Raw genomic sequence first — 18,276 nt, 5'->3', positions numbered from 1 at the left:
GGGGGAAGGCGTCCGGCGAAGCATCGCGGACAAAATCCTCGACCTCGGCGGGCGTCGGTGGCAGGCCGATCAAATCGAACGTCGCTCGGCGGATCAACGTTCGGCGATTAGCAGGCGGGGCCGGCCCAATATGGGCCGCTTCCAGTCGCGCCAGGATGAACGCATCCACGGGGTTCTTCACCCACGCCTCATTCTTCACGGTCGGCAGCGGTGGTTCTCGTACCGGCTGAAACGCCCAATGCCGCCTGGCCGCCGCCGCAATCGCTTCGGCGACCGTGGGCGCGGCCGCGTCGAGCTTCTGCTCCGGCCACGGCGCGCCGCCTTGGATCCACGTCGCCAGCGCTTCGACCGCCGGACCGGGCAGCTTCGTCTTGGGCGGCATCTTGATCTCGCCCTGCCGGCGAATCGCCTTCACCAGACGGCTCTTTTCCGCATCGCCCGGCACGATCACAGGGCCGTCCGAATTGCCGATGAGCATCGCCTCGCGGCTGTCGAGCCGGAGATCGGATTCCTGCTTCTTCGGCCCGTGACACTCGAAACAATTGGCCGCCAACACCGGGCGAACTTGCGATTCAAAGAAATCGGCTGCTGCTGGCGACGGTTCGGTGGCGGCCGCTGGTCGCGCCGCGGCGAGTGCCGTGAGCGCGACAACGAACAACCCGAATCGGTTGAACATAACGCGGCTCTCTTGGACGGCGGCGGGAAGAGCGAGGCGGGAAGACGATCGGCAGGTCATCCCATTGTAGTCGCGCCCGCGGAGAAAAGGCTAGTGGCGATCCCGTACTGATTGACGGGTGAGATACGCCGCGCCGGATGCGATTTGGCGGGTGCCATGGCCACTGCTTTGAGTGGCCGTGCGCCAAATCTGCCCCATGCCCACGCAGGGCCGTGGGCATGGCACCCAACCCGTCGAATCAGCCGACTAGGGAACCCTTTTTGCCGGCATTCACCGATCGGTTTGCGATCGAATCGGCATGCACTGCATGCCCTAAGCTCGGAGCATCCGCCCGGCCGACGTCACGCCGCGCGCCGCTGCATCCCAGCTCGCGACGAGTTCTTCACGCTCTCGGCGATCACCCACACGATGATCCGCTCGAGCGTCTCCTCGACGAGCGGCCCGCGCGGCACATTGCGAATCGCCGGCGCGGTCGCCGTCAGCTCGTCGATTTCCTCTTCGATCACGCGCCGCGCGCGGGCTCGGACATATCCGCGAGCCTCGGCGATGCTGATTTGACGAACGCGGTCGCCGACCACGGCAACCACCGCGGGCTGACTGCGGCGGGCGATCTCCGTGGCAAGCTGTGCCAGTTGCCGCCGCAGGTTGACTGGGAAGAAGTTTTCGAGAAAGCGCATGGCATCCTTTCCAGCAACCCAGAACCTTCTGCCGCCCGCCACTGTCTTTATCCGTGACAGACCGAGTCGCCCGCGATCATCGTCGCAATTCCGGCAGGGACCGCCGCGTCGTCTCCCTCTCCCTTTGGGAGAGGGCCGGGGTGAGGGTGCCCTTCATTCGCCCGGCGCGTTCCGCCAGAGAGCAAGATCGAATCGCGGCGGCTCAAACTCCAATCCCGCTCGCCGAGAATGCTTCTCTTGACCCAACCTCAATGTTTTCCTAAGTTATCGCCAGTAGAACGATGCTCGAAACTGCGGGGTCTGTACCGACGTCTCCTTCTCCCTTTGGGAGAGGGTCGGGGTGAGGGTGTCTCCGTCTCCCGGCAGTTTTGACCCGTTTTCCAAGGCGCCGTCGCCAAGAGGCTAAGGCAGCGGATTGCAAATCCGCCATCGTGGGTTCGACTCCCACCGGCGCCTCTTTCGGTTTCCCGCTGCATCCAGCAGCCGTCCCATCCAACAGTTCATGCTGTGAACGAAATCATCTTTCTCATCGAAGACGCTGCCGAAGGGGGATTTACTGCCCGTGCCCTCGGCGAGTCGATCTTCACTGACGCGGACACGATGGACGAACTGCGGCAAAACATCCGCGAAGCCGTCGATTGCCACTTTGAAAACGGTCTGGGGCCAAAAGTAATCCGCCTGCACTACGTTCACGAGGAAGTGCTGCCGGCGTGAAGCTGCCTCGCGACCTATCGGCGTCGGACCTGATCAAAGCGCTGACCCGCTACGGGTACACGGTCACACGGCAGCGCGGTTCCCACATCCGATTGACAACGCAAGTCGGCGGGGAACATCATGTCACTATCCCCAACCACGATCCGTTGCGCGTCGGCACACTCGGTTCAATTCTGTCGGACGTGGCGGCGCATCGAGGAGTCGATCGCGCCATTGTCGTGAATGAACTCTTCGGATCTGGTGCGTAACGGCGGCAGCATCGAGAACGCGACTCAGCCCCAATTCGATCCGCGTGCCATTTTGGCCACGAAATCACGCGCCGAACTATCGCTTGCTCCGGCTGCCCGCGGTCGGGGATAATGCGGCGATGAACCGTTGAAGCGAGAGCGCCGCCTTCGCCGTGCGGCCATGCTTGCAACTAGACCCTAACGTAAACGAACAAAAATGTGGGTGTTACCGACGATCTTTTTAATCAGCGCCTTGGTCCTTTTCGTATCCGCATTCTTTCCGTCTTGGCCGGTGCGATGGGGCGGCAAACACAGCCGCGGTGAGGGTCCGCCCATGTCGGTTGTGGGCAGGATTGAATTTGGCGTTTTTTGCGCTTACGGTTTTGGCTTGACAACATTCGTTGGAAGGATTACTCCAATGGCGATGGCAGTATATGTCCTCCTGATGATCGGGGTGTGCGGGGTGGCTTTGCGTGATCGGAGTAATCACAGAAACGAAACGCGCGAGCCGTAGATTCCGCGGGACAACACCACCGATGAATTGGCCCCTTGGAAGTCAGCCACCCGCGTCCCGCCGCGGCAACCGTGGGAATTGAGAATCCCGCCCGGCGATGCGTTGGCCGATCAAGCCGGCTCCGGCCACGGGTGGAATGCCGCCGCGAGCATGATCGCCATGTTGGCCCGACGTTGATTCATTCGAGGCTGCAATGATGTGAGCCGATCGGCCCCAAGGATTCTTTGTGTCGTTCGACTATTCGACCGACGCCACGCGCGAGGTTCAAGGGTTTTTCAAACGGACGGGCAAGGTCATCGTGGCCCTGACCGTCCGGGAAATTCTTGACGAGCAAATCGCGATGAAACTGGCTTGATCCGATGGCGAAAGAAAGAGAGTCGCGGCCCCCGTCTGTTCCCTAACCCGCCGGACGGGGGAAATGATAAAGGGACCCATCAATGCGCGCCGGGAATCACGGGGGCATGGCCGACACTCCCGCCCGTCCCCTGAACCTTGTCAGGCACTGCGCTGTTTCGTTCCGGGCAAAACGCCGGCGACACTGCCCATGGCGGACAACAACGCGGCGCCGGCAAGAATCAAAACGCCGTATTGGCGCCCTATTCGGTAGCCGGCCATTCTCGCCGCCTCGATGCCCGCCTCAGAGCTGTCGGGATAGTGGGAGCCGGCGGAATAGCCAGCCACGCCGCCGATGATCAGGCAGAGGACGAAGTAAATGACAACAAACCATACAACGCCGAACAGGATCGTCTTGCCCATGAGTTCCTCGTTTTCATCGTCTCAAATATTGGAGCGGTGAAATCTCGCTGCCCTACCCGCTTTGAAAACCTAGCATATTTCGCACGACCAAGAATTGCCGAGCCAACACCGCTGGGCGAATCCAGCAAAACACTCGATTCTAGTCACTACAGCGCTAGATTGTGCGTAAAGTGACACGGCAGCACGACATCGGGCCGCTCTTGCCTAGCCGATTTAGGCGAGCATCGCGCGGCGGATGGGTTCGGGAAGATTGGGCCACGCGGCCATGATTTTCGGCAAGCCTGCTTCAACTGCTGCGGCAGGTGCAGCGCCCATTTGAGAATCATCGTTTTTCTCGGCGGATTTCGTTGATGGCTTCTGCTTGCAAATCCGCCATCGTGGGTTCGACTCCCACCGGTGCCTCTTTCGGTTTCCCGCTGAATCCGGCAGCCGTGTCGCCCAGCAGTTCAGACCGCGAACGAGATCTCCTTTCTCATCGAAGACGCTGCCGAAAGGGGTTTCACGGCCCGCGCCCTCGGCGAGTCGATCTTCACTGCCGCGGACACGATGGACGAACCGCCGCCAGATCGTCGCAATGTTCTTGAATCCCGGGTGACACCGGTGACGGGGGTCACAATAGATAAGGAACGAACATCTTCGTCTGGCGGCGGTAGGCAACGTACTGATCGCCAAAAACGTGCACTAGCAATCGTTCTTCGACTAGCGCGCGCCACACGAGCGTCGGTACGATCAGCAGCAGAGCGAATAGGATCGACAACCAGTTGGCAAAGGCAACGGCGGTCCCGAAAAACAAGAGCGCCATGCCCAGATAAATGGGGTGCCGCACATGGCCGTAGAGACCGGACGTTGCCAACCCTGTGCCGTGGCTGGCCTTTGGGGCGAAACTCCAAGAGTCCCCCAGAGCGGCTCTCGCCCGCAACATGATTACCATGCCGGCAATCACGACAGCGAGACCGAGCGCCGCCAGGCTGATGTTGGCACTCTCCGACAAACCCGGCAGCTCGAATGGGCCCCAGAGACAGCAGAAAAATGCCAGGATCGCCAGCAAGTTGGAAATGAGCGGGGCCCGGCTGGTCGACTGAATCGGACCGTCAGTAGAGTGAATCATCACAGCTTCCGGCTGCGTGGCCCGACGACGCGAGAGCGAGACGAGGAGCGGCGCGGAAAGTGCGCCGGCTTCGGCGAGGAGTCGAAGGACCAGAATGACGACGGTCATGGACATCGCTCGACGATTCGGTTCGCGGATCGGGAGGCGAGTTGCGTTTCGTGGAGCTTTGTTCGCCCGAATTGACTCCAATCCCGATTGGGCATAGGCTCGAGCGAGATGCCGGGCGCATGATTCATTTCGCCTTTGATCTCGATTCGAGATTCAGTTGTGCGGCTCGATCATAGTCTGATTGTGCCTTCGCCTGTTCCTGGCTCGCCCGATCATAATCTGATATTCGTCTTAGCTAGCTCCGCGTTGCGATGGTACGCGAAACCCCGGATGTTGTAAGCCCGCGCGTTATTAGGTTCGAGCCGGATCACCTCCGTATGATCGACGATGGCTTCGTCGTATTCGTTCATCGACTCGTGAGCGGCTCCCCGCGCGGAATACGCCGCCGCGTTATGGGGGTCGAGCCGGATCGCCTCAGTTTCGTCAGCGATCGCTTTGTCGAATTTGCCCTGATGCGCATACGCCATACCTCGGTTGCAGTAAGCAAAGGCATTCTTTTGGTTGAGTCGGATCGCCTCAGATTCGTCGGCAATGGCCTTATCTAAGTTGCCCTTGTCCTGATACACAGAACCCCGCGCGGAGTACGCGTTGGCATTATTAGGGTCAAGTCGGATGGCTTCCGTTTCATCCGCGAATGCCTTTTCGTAGTAGCCCTTCTCGAGATTCGACAATCCCCGCTCCGAGAACGCCGCCGAGTCAATAGGGTCGAGTTGGATCGCTTCGGTGTAGCATTTGATGGCCAGATCGAAATCTTTATTCTTGAAAGCAACATATCCGCTGCGCATCGCGTCTGCGGCCTTGTCAAACCCTATTGCAAGACGTGAGGAGTTCACGAGCGAAAGGGCCGTTGTTGTGAGAAGGCAGACCTTAATCCATTGGCGCGTTCGTCTGTCGAAAACCGACAGTCGATTTCGTCCGCAATTCGAGCAGCCGCGGTTTGACGTTTTCATCGTGTTCATCGCATCAACTCGATTGGGCGTTCGACCATCCGAGCATTCTAGCTCGGCGGCCAGTCGAATGGCACTCCGGACCGCCCATTTGACCGCCGGCCCCGAGTTTTGTTAAAGCGTCAACGCCGCGAGGAAGCCCAGCCTGTCGGCATTGCTGAGCGTCGGTCACGCGGCTATGATTTCGGCGAGTTCCGATTTACGCGCGCTCGTATTTGCACGATCGCCCGGTGTGTGGCACTGGCCAGCGAAGTCGGCCAGTGCTGACTTGCCAGTCACGTTGGCGGCGCACATCGCCCAGGAATCTTTGTCGCGGAAAGGTTCCGCGCGGATCGCACGAAGAACACAACGCGAATAGAGCTTTGAGCCTACCCGAAAACCGCTTGGGCAAAGGGGACAGTCCCCGTTTTGCTCCGCCGACCATCGCGGCGATGGTGCCCGCGCAAAAGGTGGACAGTCCCCGGCGGTTTTCGGATAGGCTCTTAGGGTGGCCCACGCCGGCACTGGCCGACTTCGCTGGCCAGTGCCACACGTCCTCAGCATCATCGTCACATACCGAGCCCATCAATGCTGGACAAAAGCAACACCTCGCCCCCAACCGCCAACTCCGCCACGGTTTTCCGGCCGCTGCGGGGCCGAATCATCGGCATGATCGTGGGGGCGAGCATCCTCGCTGCGTTTGCTCTGCCGCTCGGCGGAATTGCCGTTCTCATCGCCTGGGCGCGCGTTACGGTGCCGGCGGACAAGCCATCGTCGGGAGCGGTTGTCGTCGCTGCCGTGCTTATGGCTCTTGCGCTCTTTCTCGGGCTTTTAGCAAGTTGGTTGTTCTTGCTGGCCGCGCGGTGCCGCCGGATGCAAATGGAGCTGAGTAGCGACGGGCTGCATCTCACCACCAGCCTTTACGAATGGTTCTTATGGAACCCGTGGGGCATTCGGGAAGTCCGGCTCCGCTGGGACGAAATCAAGGGGATCCGATTATGGCGGGTTCCGAACAATCTCGCGCCGGGGGGTGAGCAGCAAAATTACATTCTGTACACGAGCCAGGGAGACTTCGTGTTTTCCAGCGTCGTCTGGCCGCATCCCGAGCAAATGGCCGCCGCGATCGCGAAGCGCATCGGCGGCACGATTGCGCAGTCGCTTGACGAACTGCCCACCGAACTAGCTGCGGCGGCTCAACCGTCGCGAAAGGAAAAGATCGGGGCGCGATTGTTGCGCGGGCTGGGTTGGGTCTCCACTGTCCTCGGAGTGCTGCTCCTCGGCATTAGCGCACTGTTCGCCGTTACCGGACAAGAGTGGTCCGGGGGACTCTCAAGCACGGTGCTCGCGACGGTTGTCTTTCTGACCGGCGGCTATGCAATGCGTCGCTTTCGACTTGAGTAAATCGAAAAGCCGTCTGGCGATTCGTGAGCTATACTTGCAATGGCGGGCGGCGCATCTCTTCTATTCGCTCGCATCATCGGAGTCGGTCGCGCCGCGACAAGCGGACCATCTCCGACCGTTTGAAACTGCGTTCACGCATCTATGCCCAAGTGCAAGTCATGCGGGACTGAAATTGACGACTCGCAGGCAGCGGCCTCACTCTTCGATCTCAGCTTCTTGCCATCAATCGAAGGCAAGTTATCGCGCCCCAGGGCGAAATTCCGCGCAGCCAAGATTGGGCCGCTGTGCCTTCCCTGCTTGAAGCGCCGTCTGGGGCCGAATCCCAAGCGATGAGCTTGCGGGTCCACACGGGCAATCTTCGCTGGCTGGTGCGCCTACCGGAAGGCTGAACGCGGCGGATTCTCTCGCCTTCCTCCGCTACAATGCTGGGATGTTCAAGGATTCTTCCGAAATCTAATTCCCCCGGCGCGGGCAACGGGAGCGAATTCGTGTACGAACGATTCACAGATCGGGCGAGAAAAGCGATCCAACTCGCTAGTCACGCAGCCCGGAGCTTCAATCACGAATACATCGGCACTGAGCATATTTTGTTGGGCCTCGTCAACGTAGGAAGTGGCGCGGCTGCCAAAGTGTTCGAAAACCTCGTCGTCGACCCGAATGTGATCCGACGCCAGATTGCGAAACTCGTTCAAACCGGACCCGACCTCGTCACGATCGGCAAGTTGCCTCAAACGCCGCGGGTCAAGAAAGTGATCGAATACGCGTTCGAAGAGGCCCGCAATTTGAAACACGGCTATGTCGGCACTGAGCACCTCCTCCTCGGCCTGCTCCGCGAAGAGGAAACTGTCGCCGCGCAGATATTGATGAAACTCGGGCTGAAGCTTGAGGTCGTCCGTAACGAGGTTCTAAATGTGCTGGCTCAGGCTCGCGGAGAAACAAGCGGATTGCCTCCATCCGCGTCGAAGGCCGACGGGCCTGATATGGTGGAGAAGGCCCCCGAACCACTTCCTGCGATGTGTCCAAGGTGTGGAGAACCTCGGGTCGTTCGTGTGGTGTGGCAGGCAACTCATCTTTCGAAAACAAACACGGACGAAATCAATGCAGGAACAGCGATACTTTGCTCGGTTTCCCCTGCCGGCATTTCGCGGCCGCCTTGGGTCTGCGTACAATGTGCGCCTGGATGGGTTGATGTCCATCGCATTGCGATGCAGGTTTACCAATTGCAAATGGACAAGGAGGAAGCAATCCTTCGCAAAAACTTTGAACTAGCCGCCGAGCACAGAGATGCTCAAGTCACATTGCGGGAGCAAATATCGCCTATCATCGCGGAGTTGCTAAAAAATCAAGGAGAAACCCAATGAATGAGCCGTCATTGTCACCGAAGCAAATCGCATTCTACGATCTCGATCGCGAGCTGGATGCAACTCGGCCTGTGCTGGAGCGGCTACCGGAGGACCGCTACGATTGGAAGCCGCACGAAAAGTCGATGAGCCTGGGCCAACTCGCGCTGCATGTTGCGGACCTGCCCGACTGGACGCGCGTCGCGATCGCCCAAGACGAACTCGACGCCGCCAACGCCCCGCGACCGCCCGCGGTGTTGAAGGATCGCCAGGAATTGCTGGGGCGGTTCGATCGGAACGTTGCCGCGCTGCGCGAGGCGGTGGCGCGGTTTGACGCGGCGACGCTCAATCAACCCTGGACGATGCGCAACGGCGAGCAGGTGATGGTGACTCGCCCGCGGGCGTTGGTCTACCGTGTCTGGTGCGTGAACCATTTGATTCACCATCGCGCCCAGCTCTGCCTCTATCTGCGGCTGCTCAACGTCGCCGTGCCGACCGTGTATTTCAACACGGCGGACGATCCGACTTGGGTGTTTGCGTGACTGCAGACTACATCTTAGCTCGTTGAATGTTTCGGCGGCAACGCGGCTATCGTCGTGACTCAGCGGCACTGGCCGTTGATTTGGCTGAGCCGCTAAACGCGGGCGCTTTACGTTGCGGCGCGAGTCCCCCGCCCGGCCGCGCATCTCAGAACTTCGTGACATCGATCGTTTCGCCGCCGCGAATCGTGGCCAATCCCTTCATGATCCGCAGATCGATCAAGTCCGACACGAAGCGAACCGATCCGTCGGCCATCGCCGCATGGACGCCGCCGCGATGAAAGCTGTTGGTCTTCCAAGGATTGGTGTGGTTGCTGTTGGGCGTCCAATCGAGATACACCACGGTGTGCAAATTCATGCCGCGGCTCGATTCGAAGTCGGGGTAACCCGGGGGGGGATTGCTCGGGGCGACATGATCGGCCCAGATACGCCCCCAGCTTTCGAAGAACATCGCCGTCTTGCTGGTGCCGTCGCGAATGTCGCGGATCCGTGTGCTCGAGTCGTTGAAGAAGATGCCGTCGTTCGCGTTGCAATGGCCATAGGGAACCCCGCCGACGTAATTCACGGCGCCGTTGGGATGAGGCATCGCGCTGAATTCGCTGGAGCCGGCCACGCCGAAATAATGACAGATGCGGGCGACGTTGGTGTCGCCCGGCGGTCCCCACGGCGTGGTCAAACCCGTGTAGGGATCGCTCGGACAAAGGAAAATCGGGAACAGTTTTTTCATCACGGTCTGGTTGTTCTGTGACGTCCATTGCGGATGGGCTCTGAAGTCCAACATGCTATACGAGGGCAGCTCCTCGGCAAACGGCAGCACGCATGTCATCCACATCCCGATTTGGCCGTCCCAGTCACAATGCCAGTAGCCGCCATGCGTCTCGCCGGCGGGGAACCGCGTGAATTGGGTATGATAATTCTGCATGGCCAGCGCGAGTTGCTTGAGGTGGTTCAGGCACCCGGTGCGCCGCGCCGCTTCCCGGGCCGCCTGCACCGCCGGCAACAAGAGACCGATCAAAATCCCGATGATCGCGATCACCACCAGGAGTTCGACCAATGTGAAGGCGGACCGCCGCGCCGCGAGGCCGTCCGCCGCGAACTCTTCGTCGATTGCCTCGCCGGACGCGCCGCACGCGGCGATCGGCGCACGCCGTGGCACGCGAAACAAATGGCCGAGGCAACAACGACAAACCCTCGGCCAACGCGGCTTTCGCCTGCAATTGCTCTGACGCGGATTAGAATTCGCAGTCATTTTAGGGCTCGGCCGACAACTTTAAGTCGAACACATTTTCCCGGTTGGCCTTCACCTCAAACGCGAGACCGGATTTCGCCTCGTCGTTGTACTTGAGCGGGATCAGCGAAGGAGACATGCTCTGCATGGAATTGCGCGGCTTCTCACTGGCCACGATCCGCACGCGATGGAAACCGATAATCGCTCCATCGCCGGAGGACTGACGGTCGGTCGTGAGTTCGTAGTGCCCAGTCGCGTCGATGCCGCCGACTGCCGGAGGACCGTTCGTTTGCCGGTCCGCGTCGGGCACGAACATCACCATGCCAGTCGCCAGCGGCCGGCCGTCGAGCGTGACCAAGCCAGTGACCTTCGCCCGCGGCGGCAGATTCGCATCGCCGCGGCCGCAACCCGCCGTGACGATCAGCGGCAAAACCGCGAACAACAAAAGAATCAGTTTCGACACCGCCTGGGACTTTCCCATTCTTGCCAAGTCCTCGGGGCAATACAGGACGGTCGCCCTCTCCCAATCGCGTATTGAATCTCGCCCTGGAGCGGCACGATGCCTCGACCGAAATGCCCGCATCTTCCTGCCGTGAAGTCCGCGCTTGCCAATTCAACGACTTCTCCCGGATGATAATGCGGCACTTGCTCGAAATCAAGGGAAATGGAAATCGAATGCCTCCTGCGGTCGCTTGCCACGGCCGGACGCCGGGCGCGTCGATTCTCAGTGCTTGATCTGACAACTCGGCAATGCCTTCTGAAGGTCTTTCACGCCGGCGTCGGTGACGTTCGTGTGCTGCAGGTCGAGAAAAACGAGTTGCGTTAGGGTTTTGAGGTTTGCCAATCCGGCGTCGGTGATGTTCGTGTCATGCAGATCGAGCCTACGGAGCTGCGTCAGATTATTGAGATGATTCAATCCGGCATCGGTGACTTTGGTTTTGCCGATGTACAGCACCCGGAGACTCGAAAACCCTTTGAGAAATGCCAGTCCGGCGTCGGTGATTTCATTGTCGTCCAGAAGCAGCATCGTGAGACGGTGGAACTCCTTGAGATCGTTCATTCCAACGTCGCCGAATTTGGTTCCGTTGAGGAACAGGCCGCGAAGTTTGTCCAGCCCTTTGAGTTTTGCCAGCCCAGCGTCGGTTGTATTGGTGTAACAAAGGTCCAGCACGACAAGTTGACTCAACCCATCGAGGTTTTCCAATCCGGCGTTGGTGATTCGGGTCTTGCTCAAATAAAGGTTTTTTAGCTGGGTCAACGGTTTGATGTTTACGAGTCCGGCGTCGGTAATCTTGGTGCGATCTAGAATTAGCTCGTGAAGTCGGGTGAACCCCTTCAGTTCTTTCAGTCCGACATCGCTGACGTTAGTACCTTCCAGATTCAATGATTCAAGTTGCGCCAACCCTTTGAAGTGAACCAATCCGTCATCAGTGACGTTGGTTTTATAAAGGACTAGATCTTGCAACTCGGTCAATCCTTCGAGGTTCACTAATCCCGCGTCGGTGATTTTGGCCCCCGTTAGGTTCAGACTTTGGAGATGAGCGAACCCTTTGAGGTACTTCAGATCGGCGTCCGTGACGTTGCTGGCGGCCCGCAGATTCACCTCAACGACTTCGCTGAAGATATTCTCCCCGAATAGGTTTCGCAGCCAGTATGGTCCGGGTGGTTGCTTGCTGGTTCCGTCCTCGTAGTCGTACCGAACGCTGCCACCCAATTTGACAATCGCCTCGACCGCTTCCCGCTCCTTGCGTTTCTGCTCGATCTTGCTCCCCAACCAAGCGGACACGACCGCGCAAACGAGCGTAAAGATCAGCAGCGAGCGGAGGCTGAATTGAAGCCAGCGACGCTTGTGCTTCAGCGGGGCAGCCTTTTGCGGCTCGGTTTGCATTAACGCATTGTCGCCGACCGTGGCCAGCCGTTGCAAGGTTAGCGGCTGTGTGGCACTGGCCAGCAACGTCGGCCAGTGCTGGAGTGCCAATCAATCTACGTCTCGCCCATCGCCCATCGAGGCAGGGCGATTCATCAGGTCAGCGCTGAGGTCGGGCTCGGCACTGGCCGGCTGCGCTGGCCAGTGCCACCCCGCCCACTGCTTCATGCCCACTGCCTTCCGGCCCGCTCAGACCATCGCGGCGAGGATCTTGCGCGTGCCGGCGAAGGGGCGGCGGGCGTGCATCGTGAGGAAGTTGTCGACCAGCGCGACGTCGCCCGTTTGCCAGGGGACGTCGATCGCCAACTCTTCCGAGAGTTGGATCACGACCTTCATCGCGTCGCGATCGATCGGGGCACCGTCGCCAAAGGCGACGGCTTTCGACGGATCGTTCCGGGCATCTTTCCAGCCGCGGAAAGCCGCGATCAATTGGTTAAAAAATGTGCGTCGTCCCGCGGGCGGATCGTACACCGCCGGCAGCACCGGCGTGGTCGCTTTCAGCGAACCGTCGGGCAACCATTCCCAAGAGTAACCCAAGCCGCGAAGCCGCTGTTCGGCGGCCTCCGGCGTCGCGGCCTTGAGCGTGTTTTGCCAGCTTCGGCCCATGCCCGAGGCCAGATCGCTCGCACCCGGCATCACGTTCGTATAACGCAGCCCTTTCGCCGCGCAGTCGTCGGCGAAATGAGGGCAACTCTGCGCGAGGCGCTGCCAGAGAACGTCGGATCGGAGCAATGGCGTCGCCCCGCCGAAATCGGCCGGATGCTCGCAGAAAAAGAACAACTTGCTGGGATAGTAGGGCGTCTGGGCCATTTCATGGTGGAAGAAAATCTCGGCCGTCGGGGGCGCCTCATTGGCCGTGAACACGCGTGGCGTGCGGTTGACGCGCACGGCATTCGAGAGCGAATCTTCATAAGTGAAGGCCGGCAAGCCGAAGGCCGTCACGAAGCGATCGAATTGCTCGGCGGTCCGCAAGGGAAAGCCGCGAAAGAGGACGGCGCCGTAGCGCTCGGCGTCGCCGATCAGTTGCTCGCTCCGCTCGGTCACCCACTGCGCGGCGGTCTCCAAGTCGATGCCGGGCGTCTGGCATTCGAGCACCTGCGGAAACGGATCGCCATCGTAAGACTGCTGGCCGGCGACCGCGACGGGAGCAACCTGCAAAGCGCTTCGGATCATCGAACTCCTCATCGAAATAACCTTTGAGCGTCTCACAAAACCGCCTGGGAGAAGCGGACAGTCCCCAGTTTTGCTTCGCGGACTGCGCAAAATGGGGACAGTCCCCGGCGGTTTTGTGAGGCGCACCTAATCGTAAATTGGCATGAACGTGTGAAAGGCAGCTTCGCCGAACACACCCGGATCGTTGAACCGTCGGCCGCGATCGAGCGCGCCGACCGTCTGCATCTCATCGGCCGACAACTCGAAATCGAACAACGCGAGGTTCTCGGCCAATCGCTCGATCCGCGACGTCTTGGGAACCACTGCCGTGCCGCGTTGAACTCCCCACCGCAAGACGATTTGGGCCGGGGTCTTGCCGTGCCGCCGCGCCGCGTCAACGACCGCCGGTTGCTCGAGGACCGAGTCGCGCGCCGTCGCCATGCCGATCGACACGTACGACGCTGCGCCGAGCGGCGAGAACCCGGTGACGATGATCCCTTCCTCTCGGCAAAACCGCAGCAGCTTTTCCTGTGCCAGGAAGGGGTGCAATTCGACCTGCAACACGGCAGGCCGAATCGACGCATAGGCCAGCAGGTCGCGAAGCAAGGCGCAATTGTAATTGCAGACCCCGATCTTGCGGACCAACCCGGCCTTCAGCACGTCTTCCATTCCCTGCCACGTTTCGGCCAGGGGAACGCGAGCGGGCGCCATCCGCGGCTGCGCGGCGTCCGGATCGCCAAACCAGCCCGGTGGGTAGCGCACTTCCGGCGGCACATACTCGAGCGCAATGGGAAAGTGGATCAAGTAGAGATCGAGGTATTCCAGCCGCAAATCGCGGAGCGTTCGCTCGAGCGCCGGCCGCACGCGCTCGCGGCGATGAAAGTTGTTCCATAGTTTCGACGTGATCCACAGATCGTCGCGACGGCACAAGCCCGTTTCCACCGCGGTGGCCAAACCCTCGCCAACCTCCGATTCGTTGCCGTAATCGCAGGCGCTATCGAAATGACGATAACCGGCGCGAATCGCTTCGCGCACCAAGCCCGCGGCGGCGGGGCGCTCGATTTTCCAAAGCCCGAAGCCGACTGCGGGCAGCGTGGTCCCGTTCGGCGATCGAATGCAGTCTGTGGCCATTTGAAAGACGGGCTTACCGCCGCGGCGTCCAATGATGAAATGCCAGGGCCGCGGCGCCCAGCGCGCCGCCAAAGGGCCCTAACGTGGAAGCCACGATTCGCGTCCCCAAGGCGGCGCCGTCCTCTCGAACGGTGCTGCCCAGCTTGATCGCGGCGCGGCGCACGGTCTCGATATAGTTCCTGGCCTCGATCAGCGGTCCGGCGATGAAAACTCTCTCGGGATCCAAGAGCAGGGTCAATTGATGCACGATCCAGCCGTGGATCTGGGCGGCCTCGCGAATGATTGCCAGCGCCAATTCGTCGTCCTCGTTGGCGGCAGCCACCAGTTCGCCGGCCGTCGGCGTGTTGCCCGGCCGACCCAAAATGCTCTTTCGTCCGCGCCCGAGCTGTTCCGAGGTGGCCTGGAGCATGGCGGTCAGCGACGCGACGTCCTCGATCGTCTCTTGCGGGCGATGGGGAGACCGGAGGACGCTGGCGCGGCGGCGGCCGGCCGGCAATCCGGGGCAGGCCCACCGCCCGATTTCGCCCGCGAGGTTGTTCGCGCCGCCAAGCAGTTTCTTGCCGGCAATGATTCCGGTGCCGATGCCACTGCGGATCCCCAGGCAGACCAAGTCGCGCAGCCCGCGCCTCGGTCCGCTCCATAATTCTCCGATGGCCATCGAGCGCACGTTGTTTTCGACGAACACGGGCAAGCGAAACCGCTTGGCGATCCGCGGCCCGATCGCGATGTTTTGCCAACCGGGAATAAAATCGTACTGCAAAGAAACGCCGCGCTGGTAATCGATCTTGCCGGGCACGCCGAGGCCGATTCCCTGCACGTCCCGCCGTCGGGAGCCCAACACTTCGTCGAGCAAGTCCTCGATCATGGTTAGCACACGGTCGGCGGCCGCTCGGGCCGGAATCTTGCGGCGGATTTGCTCCTGCGGCTGCTGCGCCAAATCGACCGTGGCGACCATCATTTGCCGGGCGTCGAAGTCCAGGCCAATGAACCGTCCCCCCGCCGGATTCAGCTCGACGAGCACGGGCGGCCGCCCGAGCCCGCGCGTGGTTCGCGTCGATTCCACGAGGTAACCGCGCTGGATCAAGCGGTCGACATACAGCCCGGCGGTGGATGCGACGAGCGACAAGTCGCGGGCCAGCTCGACGCGCGAGGTGGCGCCGCGCGTCCGCACGGCGCGGATCATCGTGGATTCCAAGTCCGCCACGGCGGTCGGCTTAATGACGGTCTTTTTCATGATGTTCGGAAACCGCCATGATACACGACCAAGGTCGGCAAGCCAACACTTTCGCGATCGCCCGGCGACCGATTTATTGCGATTTCAAAATAAATATCAAGCGATGGCCCGATGCAGGACCGGTTTTTTCCTTGCAAGTCAAGTTCGCGGCCGGTAAGCTGGCCCGTATTGTGGTCTAACAGGGGAGCCAAATGGCTTCAGTCCGATTTGGGTTGATCGGCTATGGCGCGTGGGGCTCGCATCATGCTCGGGCGATCGCGGCCGTCGAAGACGCCGAATTAATGGCAATCTGCGCCCGCTCGGAAGTCAATCGTCAGGCCGCCGCGGCCGCGCATCCGCGTGCCCGGCTGCACGCCGATTATCGGCAGATGCTGGCCCAAGAGCAGTTCGACGTCGTGTCCGTCGTGCTGCCATCCGACCTGCATTATGAGGTTGGCCGGGCGGTGCTGGAGTCCGGCCGGCATCTACTGCTCGAAAAGCCCATGGCCTTGAGCGTGGCCGATTGCAGCGCGCTGATCGACTTAGCGGCCGCGCGCGGGCGGTGGATCGCCGTCGGTCACGAATTCCGGTTTTCGCCGCTGTGGGGCAAGGTGAAGGAATTGATCGATGCCGGCGCCGTCGGCCAGCCGCAATACATGCTGATCGAGTTATGGCGGCAGCCTTATCGGCTCGGATCGGGGGGCTGGCGCTACGACATCCGCCGCGTCGGCAATTGGACGCTCGAGGAACCGATTCATTTCTTCGATCTCGCGCGATGGTGCTTTTCCGCGGCCGGAAATCCGACCAGCGTTTACGCCCGCGCGATCGGCCGGCAGCCGGATCGTCCTGAGCTGACCGACAACTTCTCCGCGCTGATGGCGTTTCCCGGCGGGGCCTATGCCGTCATCTCGCAGACGCTCGCCGGTTGGGAGCACCACCAGATCGTTAAAGTGACTGGAACGACCGGCGCGTTGTGGGCCACGTGGAGCGGAGCGCTGGACCGCACGTTTCAACCGACTTTCCGCTTGCAGATGCTCAAGCAGGAAGAGGTGGTCGAAGTGCCGCTCGGCGGCACGCCGGGCGAGGTCTACGAGCTGGTCGAAGAGATGCGAATGGTGACCCAGGCCATCCGAAAGGGCGCGCTCCCCGGCTGCACGGGCGAAGACGGCCGCTGGTCGGTCGCGATGTGCCTGAAAGCCGAGGAATCGATCTCGCTGGGCCGGCCCGTCGGGTTTGAGGAGAATTGAATCGTGGTCGAGCCGGGTTCAGCGCCGGATGAAACGCGGACTTGGTACGCCGGCGTCTCGACCTACCAATGGATGGTGCTGGCGCTGGCCTCGGCTGGCTGGGTGTTCGACACGTTCGAGGGACAGGTTTTCAACATCACTCGAAGCGATGCGCTTGCCGATTTGATCGGCCCGGGGGCGAGCGGCGGCTCGGCCAAATATCTGGGCGACTTGGTTTTGGCGGTGTTCTTGGTGGGCGGCGCCGTTGGCGGGCTGCTCTTCGGCAGTCTGGCCGATCGGTTCGGCCGCAAACCGCTGTTGACGGTGACGATCCTCTGTTATTCGCTCTTCGCAGGGCTCACCTATTTCGCCACCTCCGTGTGGCAGATCGCAGCGTTGCGGTTCCTCGTCGCGATGGGGGTCGGCGGCGAATGGGCCGTGGCGGCGTCGCTCGTCGCCGAGGTCTTTCCGCAGCGGGCTCGGGCCCGCGCCTCGGGCATCTTCCATGCCACGAGCGTGCTCGGCACCTGGTTGGCGATGTTGGTGGGGATGGCCGTTGGCACGCAGTGGCGGTTGGCCTACGCGATCGGCTTGGCGCCTGCACTATTGGTGCTGTTCATTCGCCGCCGCGTTCGCGAGCCCGAGAGCTGGCGGCGCGCGGAAGCGGCGGCGCGGCCCCGCGGCAGCTTTCGCGAGTTGCTCGCCAATCCGCGCTGGGCGCGGCACGCGTTGGCCGGCTTGGGGCTGGCGGCCGTGGGCCTGGCGACATTTTGGGGCGTCACGGTAGCCGGTCAGGACCTTGCCCGCGAATTGCTGTTTCGCAATCTCCTTGCCGAGCATTCGCACGCCACGGCGCCTGCCATCGATCCAAAAGCGCTGCTAACGGCCGGCGTTTCCCACAGCGAAATCAGCGAGGCCGAGAATAAGGCCCGCTTCGCTTATGGCGTGGTCGCAACGGCCGGTGGCGGGTTGGGTTTGCTTAGTTTCGGCCCGCTGGCCGAGCGCTTGGGCCGCCGGAAGGCATTTGCCTTGATGCAGCTCCTCGCGCTGGCGATCGTTCCAGCGACTTGCTATTTGCCGCAGACCTACGGCGAATTGCTGGCGATCTTGCCGCTGTTCGGCTTTTTCACGCTGGGCATCCACGCTGGATTCGCGATTTACTTTCCCGAGTTGTTTCCGGCCCATCTACGGGCGACGGGGGCCGGTTTTTGTTTCAACGGAGGCCGGCTGCTGGCGGCGCCGATGCTCTGGCTTTCGGGCTGGATCAAAGGGCTGCCAAATCTGGATCTGCAGCTTGCAATCAGCTTGCTGAGCTTGTTATTCTTAGTGGGTGTCCTGCTCTTGGGCTTCTTGCCGGAAACGAAAGGCCGCCCCCTGCCCGAGTGATTCTCGGCTCTGGTTCTGCCGCCGCGG

The 18,276-nt window shown here is 61.1% G+C and carries 18 protein-coding genes, 1 tRNA gene and 1 pseudogene; 9 read left to right on the top strand and 11 right to left on the bottom strand.

Features of this window, described 5'->3' with window-relative positions; translation table 11 throughout:
* On the bottom strand, window positions 1–676 hold a 676-nt coding region (locus tag VGY55_06170; GenBank protein HEV2969557.1), incomplete at its 3' end, for a c-type cytochrome domain-containing protein.
* A gap of 341 nt (window positions 677–1,017) precedes the next feature.
* Window positions 1,018–1,353: a hypothetical protein gene (locus VGY55_06165; protein ID HEV2969556.1), complete on the bottom strand. Its 336-nt coding sequence runs from the start codon at window positions 1,351–1,353 to the stop codon at window positions 1,018–1,020.
* Between the two features lie 384 nt (window positions 1,354–1,737).
* Between VGY55_06165 and VGY55_06160 the strand changes: the two genes are divergently transcribed.
* The 4 genes from VGY55_06160 to VGY55_06145 all read left to right on the top strand — a co-directional run bounded on the left by VGY55_06160 (window position 1,738) and on the right by VGY55_06145 (window position 3,163).
* Window positions 1,738–1,809 (top strand) — tRNA-Cys (locus VGY55_06160).
* A 51-nt stretch (window positions 1,810–1,860) separates the two neighbouring features.
* On the top strand, window positions 1,861–2,067 hold the full coding sequence (locus tag VGY55_06155) for a hypothetical protein (protein HEV2969555.1): 207 nt from the start codon (window positions 1,861–1,863) through the stop codon (window positions 2,065–2,067).
* On the top strand, window positions 2,064–2,315 hold the full coding sequence (locus VGY55_06150) for a type II toxin-antitoxin system HicA family toxin (protein ID HEV2969554.1): 252 nt from the start codon (window positions 2,064–2,066) through the stop codon (window positions 2,313–2,315). The genes VGY55_06155 and VGY55_06150 overlap by 4 nt, the downstream gene beginning before the upstream one ends.
* A gap of 719 nt (window positions 2,316–3,034) precedes the next feature.
* Complete coding sequence (locus VGY55_06145; GenBank protein ID HEV2969553.1) at window positions 3,035–3,163, top strand: hypothetical protein; 129 nt, start codon at window positions 3,035–3,037, stop codon at window positions 3,161–3,163.
* 140 nt (window positions 3,164–3,303) lie between these two features.
* Here VGY55_06145 and VGY55_06140 read toward each other — a convergent pair whose 3' ends face one another.
* The 3 genes from VGY55_06140 to VGY55_06130 form a co-directional block, all read right to left on the bottom strand.
* Window positions 3,304–3,564, bottom strand: coding sequence for a hypothetical protein (locus tag VGY55_06140; protein HEV2969552.1), 261 nt, complete (start codon window positions 3,562–3,564; stop codon window positions 3,304–3,306).
* Between the two features lie 610 nt (window positions 3,565–4,174).
* Entirely contained in the window at window positions 4,175–4,780 is a 606-nt protein-coding gene (locus VGY55_06135) for an isoprenylcysteine carboxylmethyltransferase family protein (protein ID HEV2969551.1), read from the bottom strand.
* A gap of 212 nt (window positions 4,781–4,992) precedes the next feature.
* Window positions 4,993–5,739, bottom strand: a complete 747-nt coding sequence (locus VGY55_06130) for a tetratricopeptide repeat protein (GenBank protein HEV2969550.1) — start codon at window positions 5,737–5,739, stop codon at window positions 4,993–4,995.
* A 555-nt stretch (window positions 5,740–6,294) separates the two neighbouring features.
* Between VGY55_06130 and VGY55_06125 the strand changes: the two genes are divergently transcribed.
* The 3 genes and pseudogenes from VGY55_06125 (at window position 6,295) to VGY55_06115 (ending at window position 8,989) form a co-directional block, all read left to right on the top strand.
* The gene (locus tag VGY55_06125; protein ID HEV2969549.1) at window positions 6,295–7,107 is read left to right on the top strand and encodes a hypothetical protein; all 813 of its coding nucleotides are present in this window, start codon (window positions 6,295–6,297) and stop codon (window positions 7,105–7,107) included.
* A 488-nt stretch (window positions 7,108–7,595) separates the two neighbouring features.
* Window positions 7,596–8,024: pseudogene (locus tag VGY55_06120) on the top strand (Clp protease N-terminal domain-containing protein).
* A 440-nt stretch (window positions 8,025–8,464) separates the two neighbouring features.
* On the top strand, window positions 8,465–8,989 hold the full coding sequence (locus VGY55_06115; protein HEV2969548.1) for a DinB family protein: 525 nt from the start codon (window positions 8,465–8,467) through the stop codon (window positions 8,987–8,989).
* 145 nt (window positions 8,990–9,134) lie between these two features.
* Here the strand turns inward: VGY55_06115 and VGY55_06110 are convergent, their stop codons facing one another.
* The 6 genes from VGY55_06110 to VGY55_06085 form a co-directional block, all read right to left on the bottom strand.
* Entirely contained in the window at window positions 9,135–10,142 is a 1,008-nt protein-coding gene (locus tag VGY55_06110) for a DUF1559 domain-containing protein (protein ID HEV2969547.1), read from the bottom strand.
* 94 nt (window positions 10,143–10,236) lie between these two features.
* Window positions 10,237–10,695, bottom strand: a complete 459-nt coding sequence (locus tag VGY55_06105; GenBank protein HEV2969546.1) for a hypothetical protein — start codon at window positions 10,693–10,695, stop codon at window positions 10,237–10,239.
* Between the two features lie 243 nt (window positions 10,696–10,938).
* A complete protein-coding gene (locus tag VGY55_06100; GenBank protein HEV2969545.1) occupies window positions 10,939–12,192 on the bottom strand; it encodes a hypothetical protein in 1,254 nt (417 codons plus the stop codon).
* 138 nt (window positions 12,193–12,330) lie between these two features.
* Window positions 12,331–13,314, bottom strand: a complete 984-nt coding sequence (locus VGY55_06095) for a TauD/TfdA family dioxygenase (protein HEV2969544.1) — start codon at window positions 13,312–13,314, stop codon at window positions 12,331–12,333.
* 126 nt (window positions 13,315–13,440) lie between these two features.
* Window positions 13,441–14,424, bottom strand: a complete 984-nt coding sequence (locus VGY55_06090; protein ID HEV2969543.1) for an aldo/keto reductase — start codon at window positions 14,422–14,424, stop codon at window positions 13,441–13,443.
* Window positions 14,425–14,437: 13 nt separating this feature from the next.
* Entirely contained in the window at window positions 14,438–15,658 is a 1,221-nt protein-coding gene (locus VGY55_06085; GenBank protein ID HEV2969542.1) for an ROK family protein, read from the bottom strand.
* 191 nt (window positions 15,659–15,849) lie between these two features.
* Between VGY55_06085 and VGY55_06080 the strand changes: the two genes are divergently transcribed.
* Together VGY55_06080 and VGY55_06075 are read left to right on the top strand one after the other, a co-directional pair.
* The gene (locus VGY55_06080) at window positions 15,850–16,884 is read left to right on the top strand and encodes a Gfo/Idh/MocA family oxidoreductase (protein ID HEV2969541.1); all 1,035 of its coding nucleotides are present in this window, start codon (window positions 15,850–15,852) and stop codon (window positions 16,882–16,884) included.
* A gap of 3 nt (window positions 16,885–16,887) precedes the next feature.
* The gene (locus VGY55_06075; protein ID HEV2969540.1) at window positions 16,888–18,249 is read left to right on the top strand and encodes an MFS transporter; all 1,362 of its coding nucleotides are present in this window, start codon (window positions 16,888–16,890) and stop codon (window positions 18,247–18,249) included.
* Window positions 18,250–18,276 lie beyond the last annotated feature (27 nt).

This window comes from Pirellulales bacterium, assembly GCA_035939775.1.
Lineage (GTDB): Bacteria > Planctomycetota > Planctomycetia > Pirellulales > DATAWG01 > DASZFO01.
Note: the sequence above shows the minus strand (reverse complement) of the source record. Positions and strands in the feature narration are given on the sequence as shown.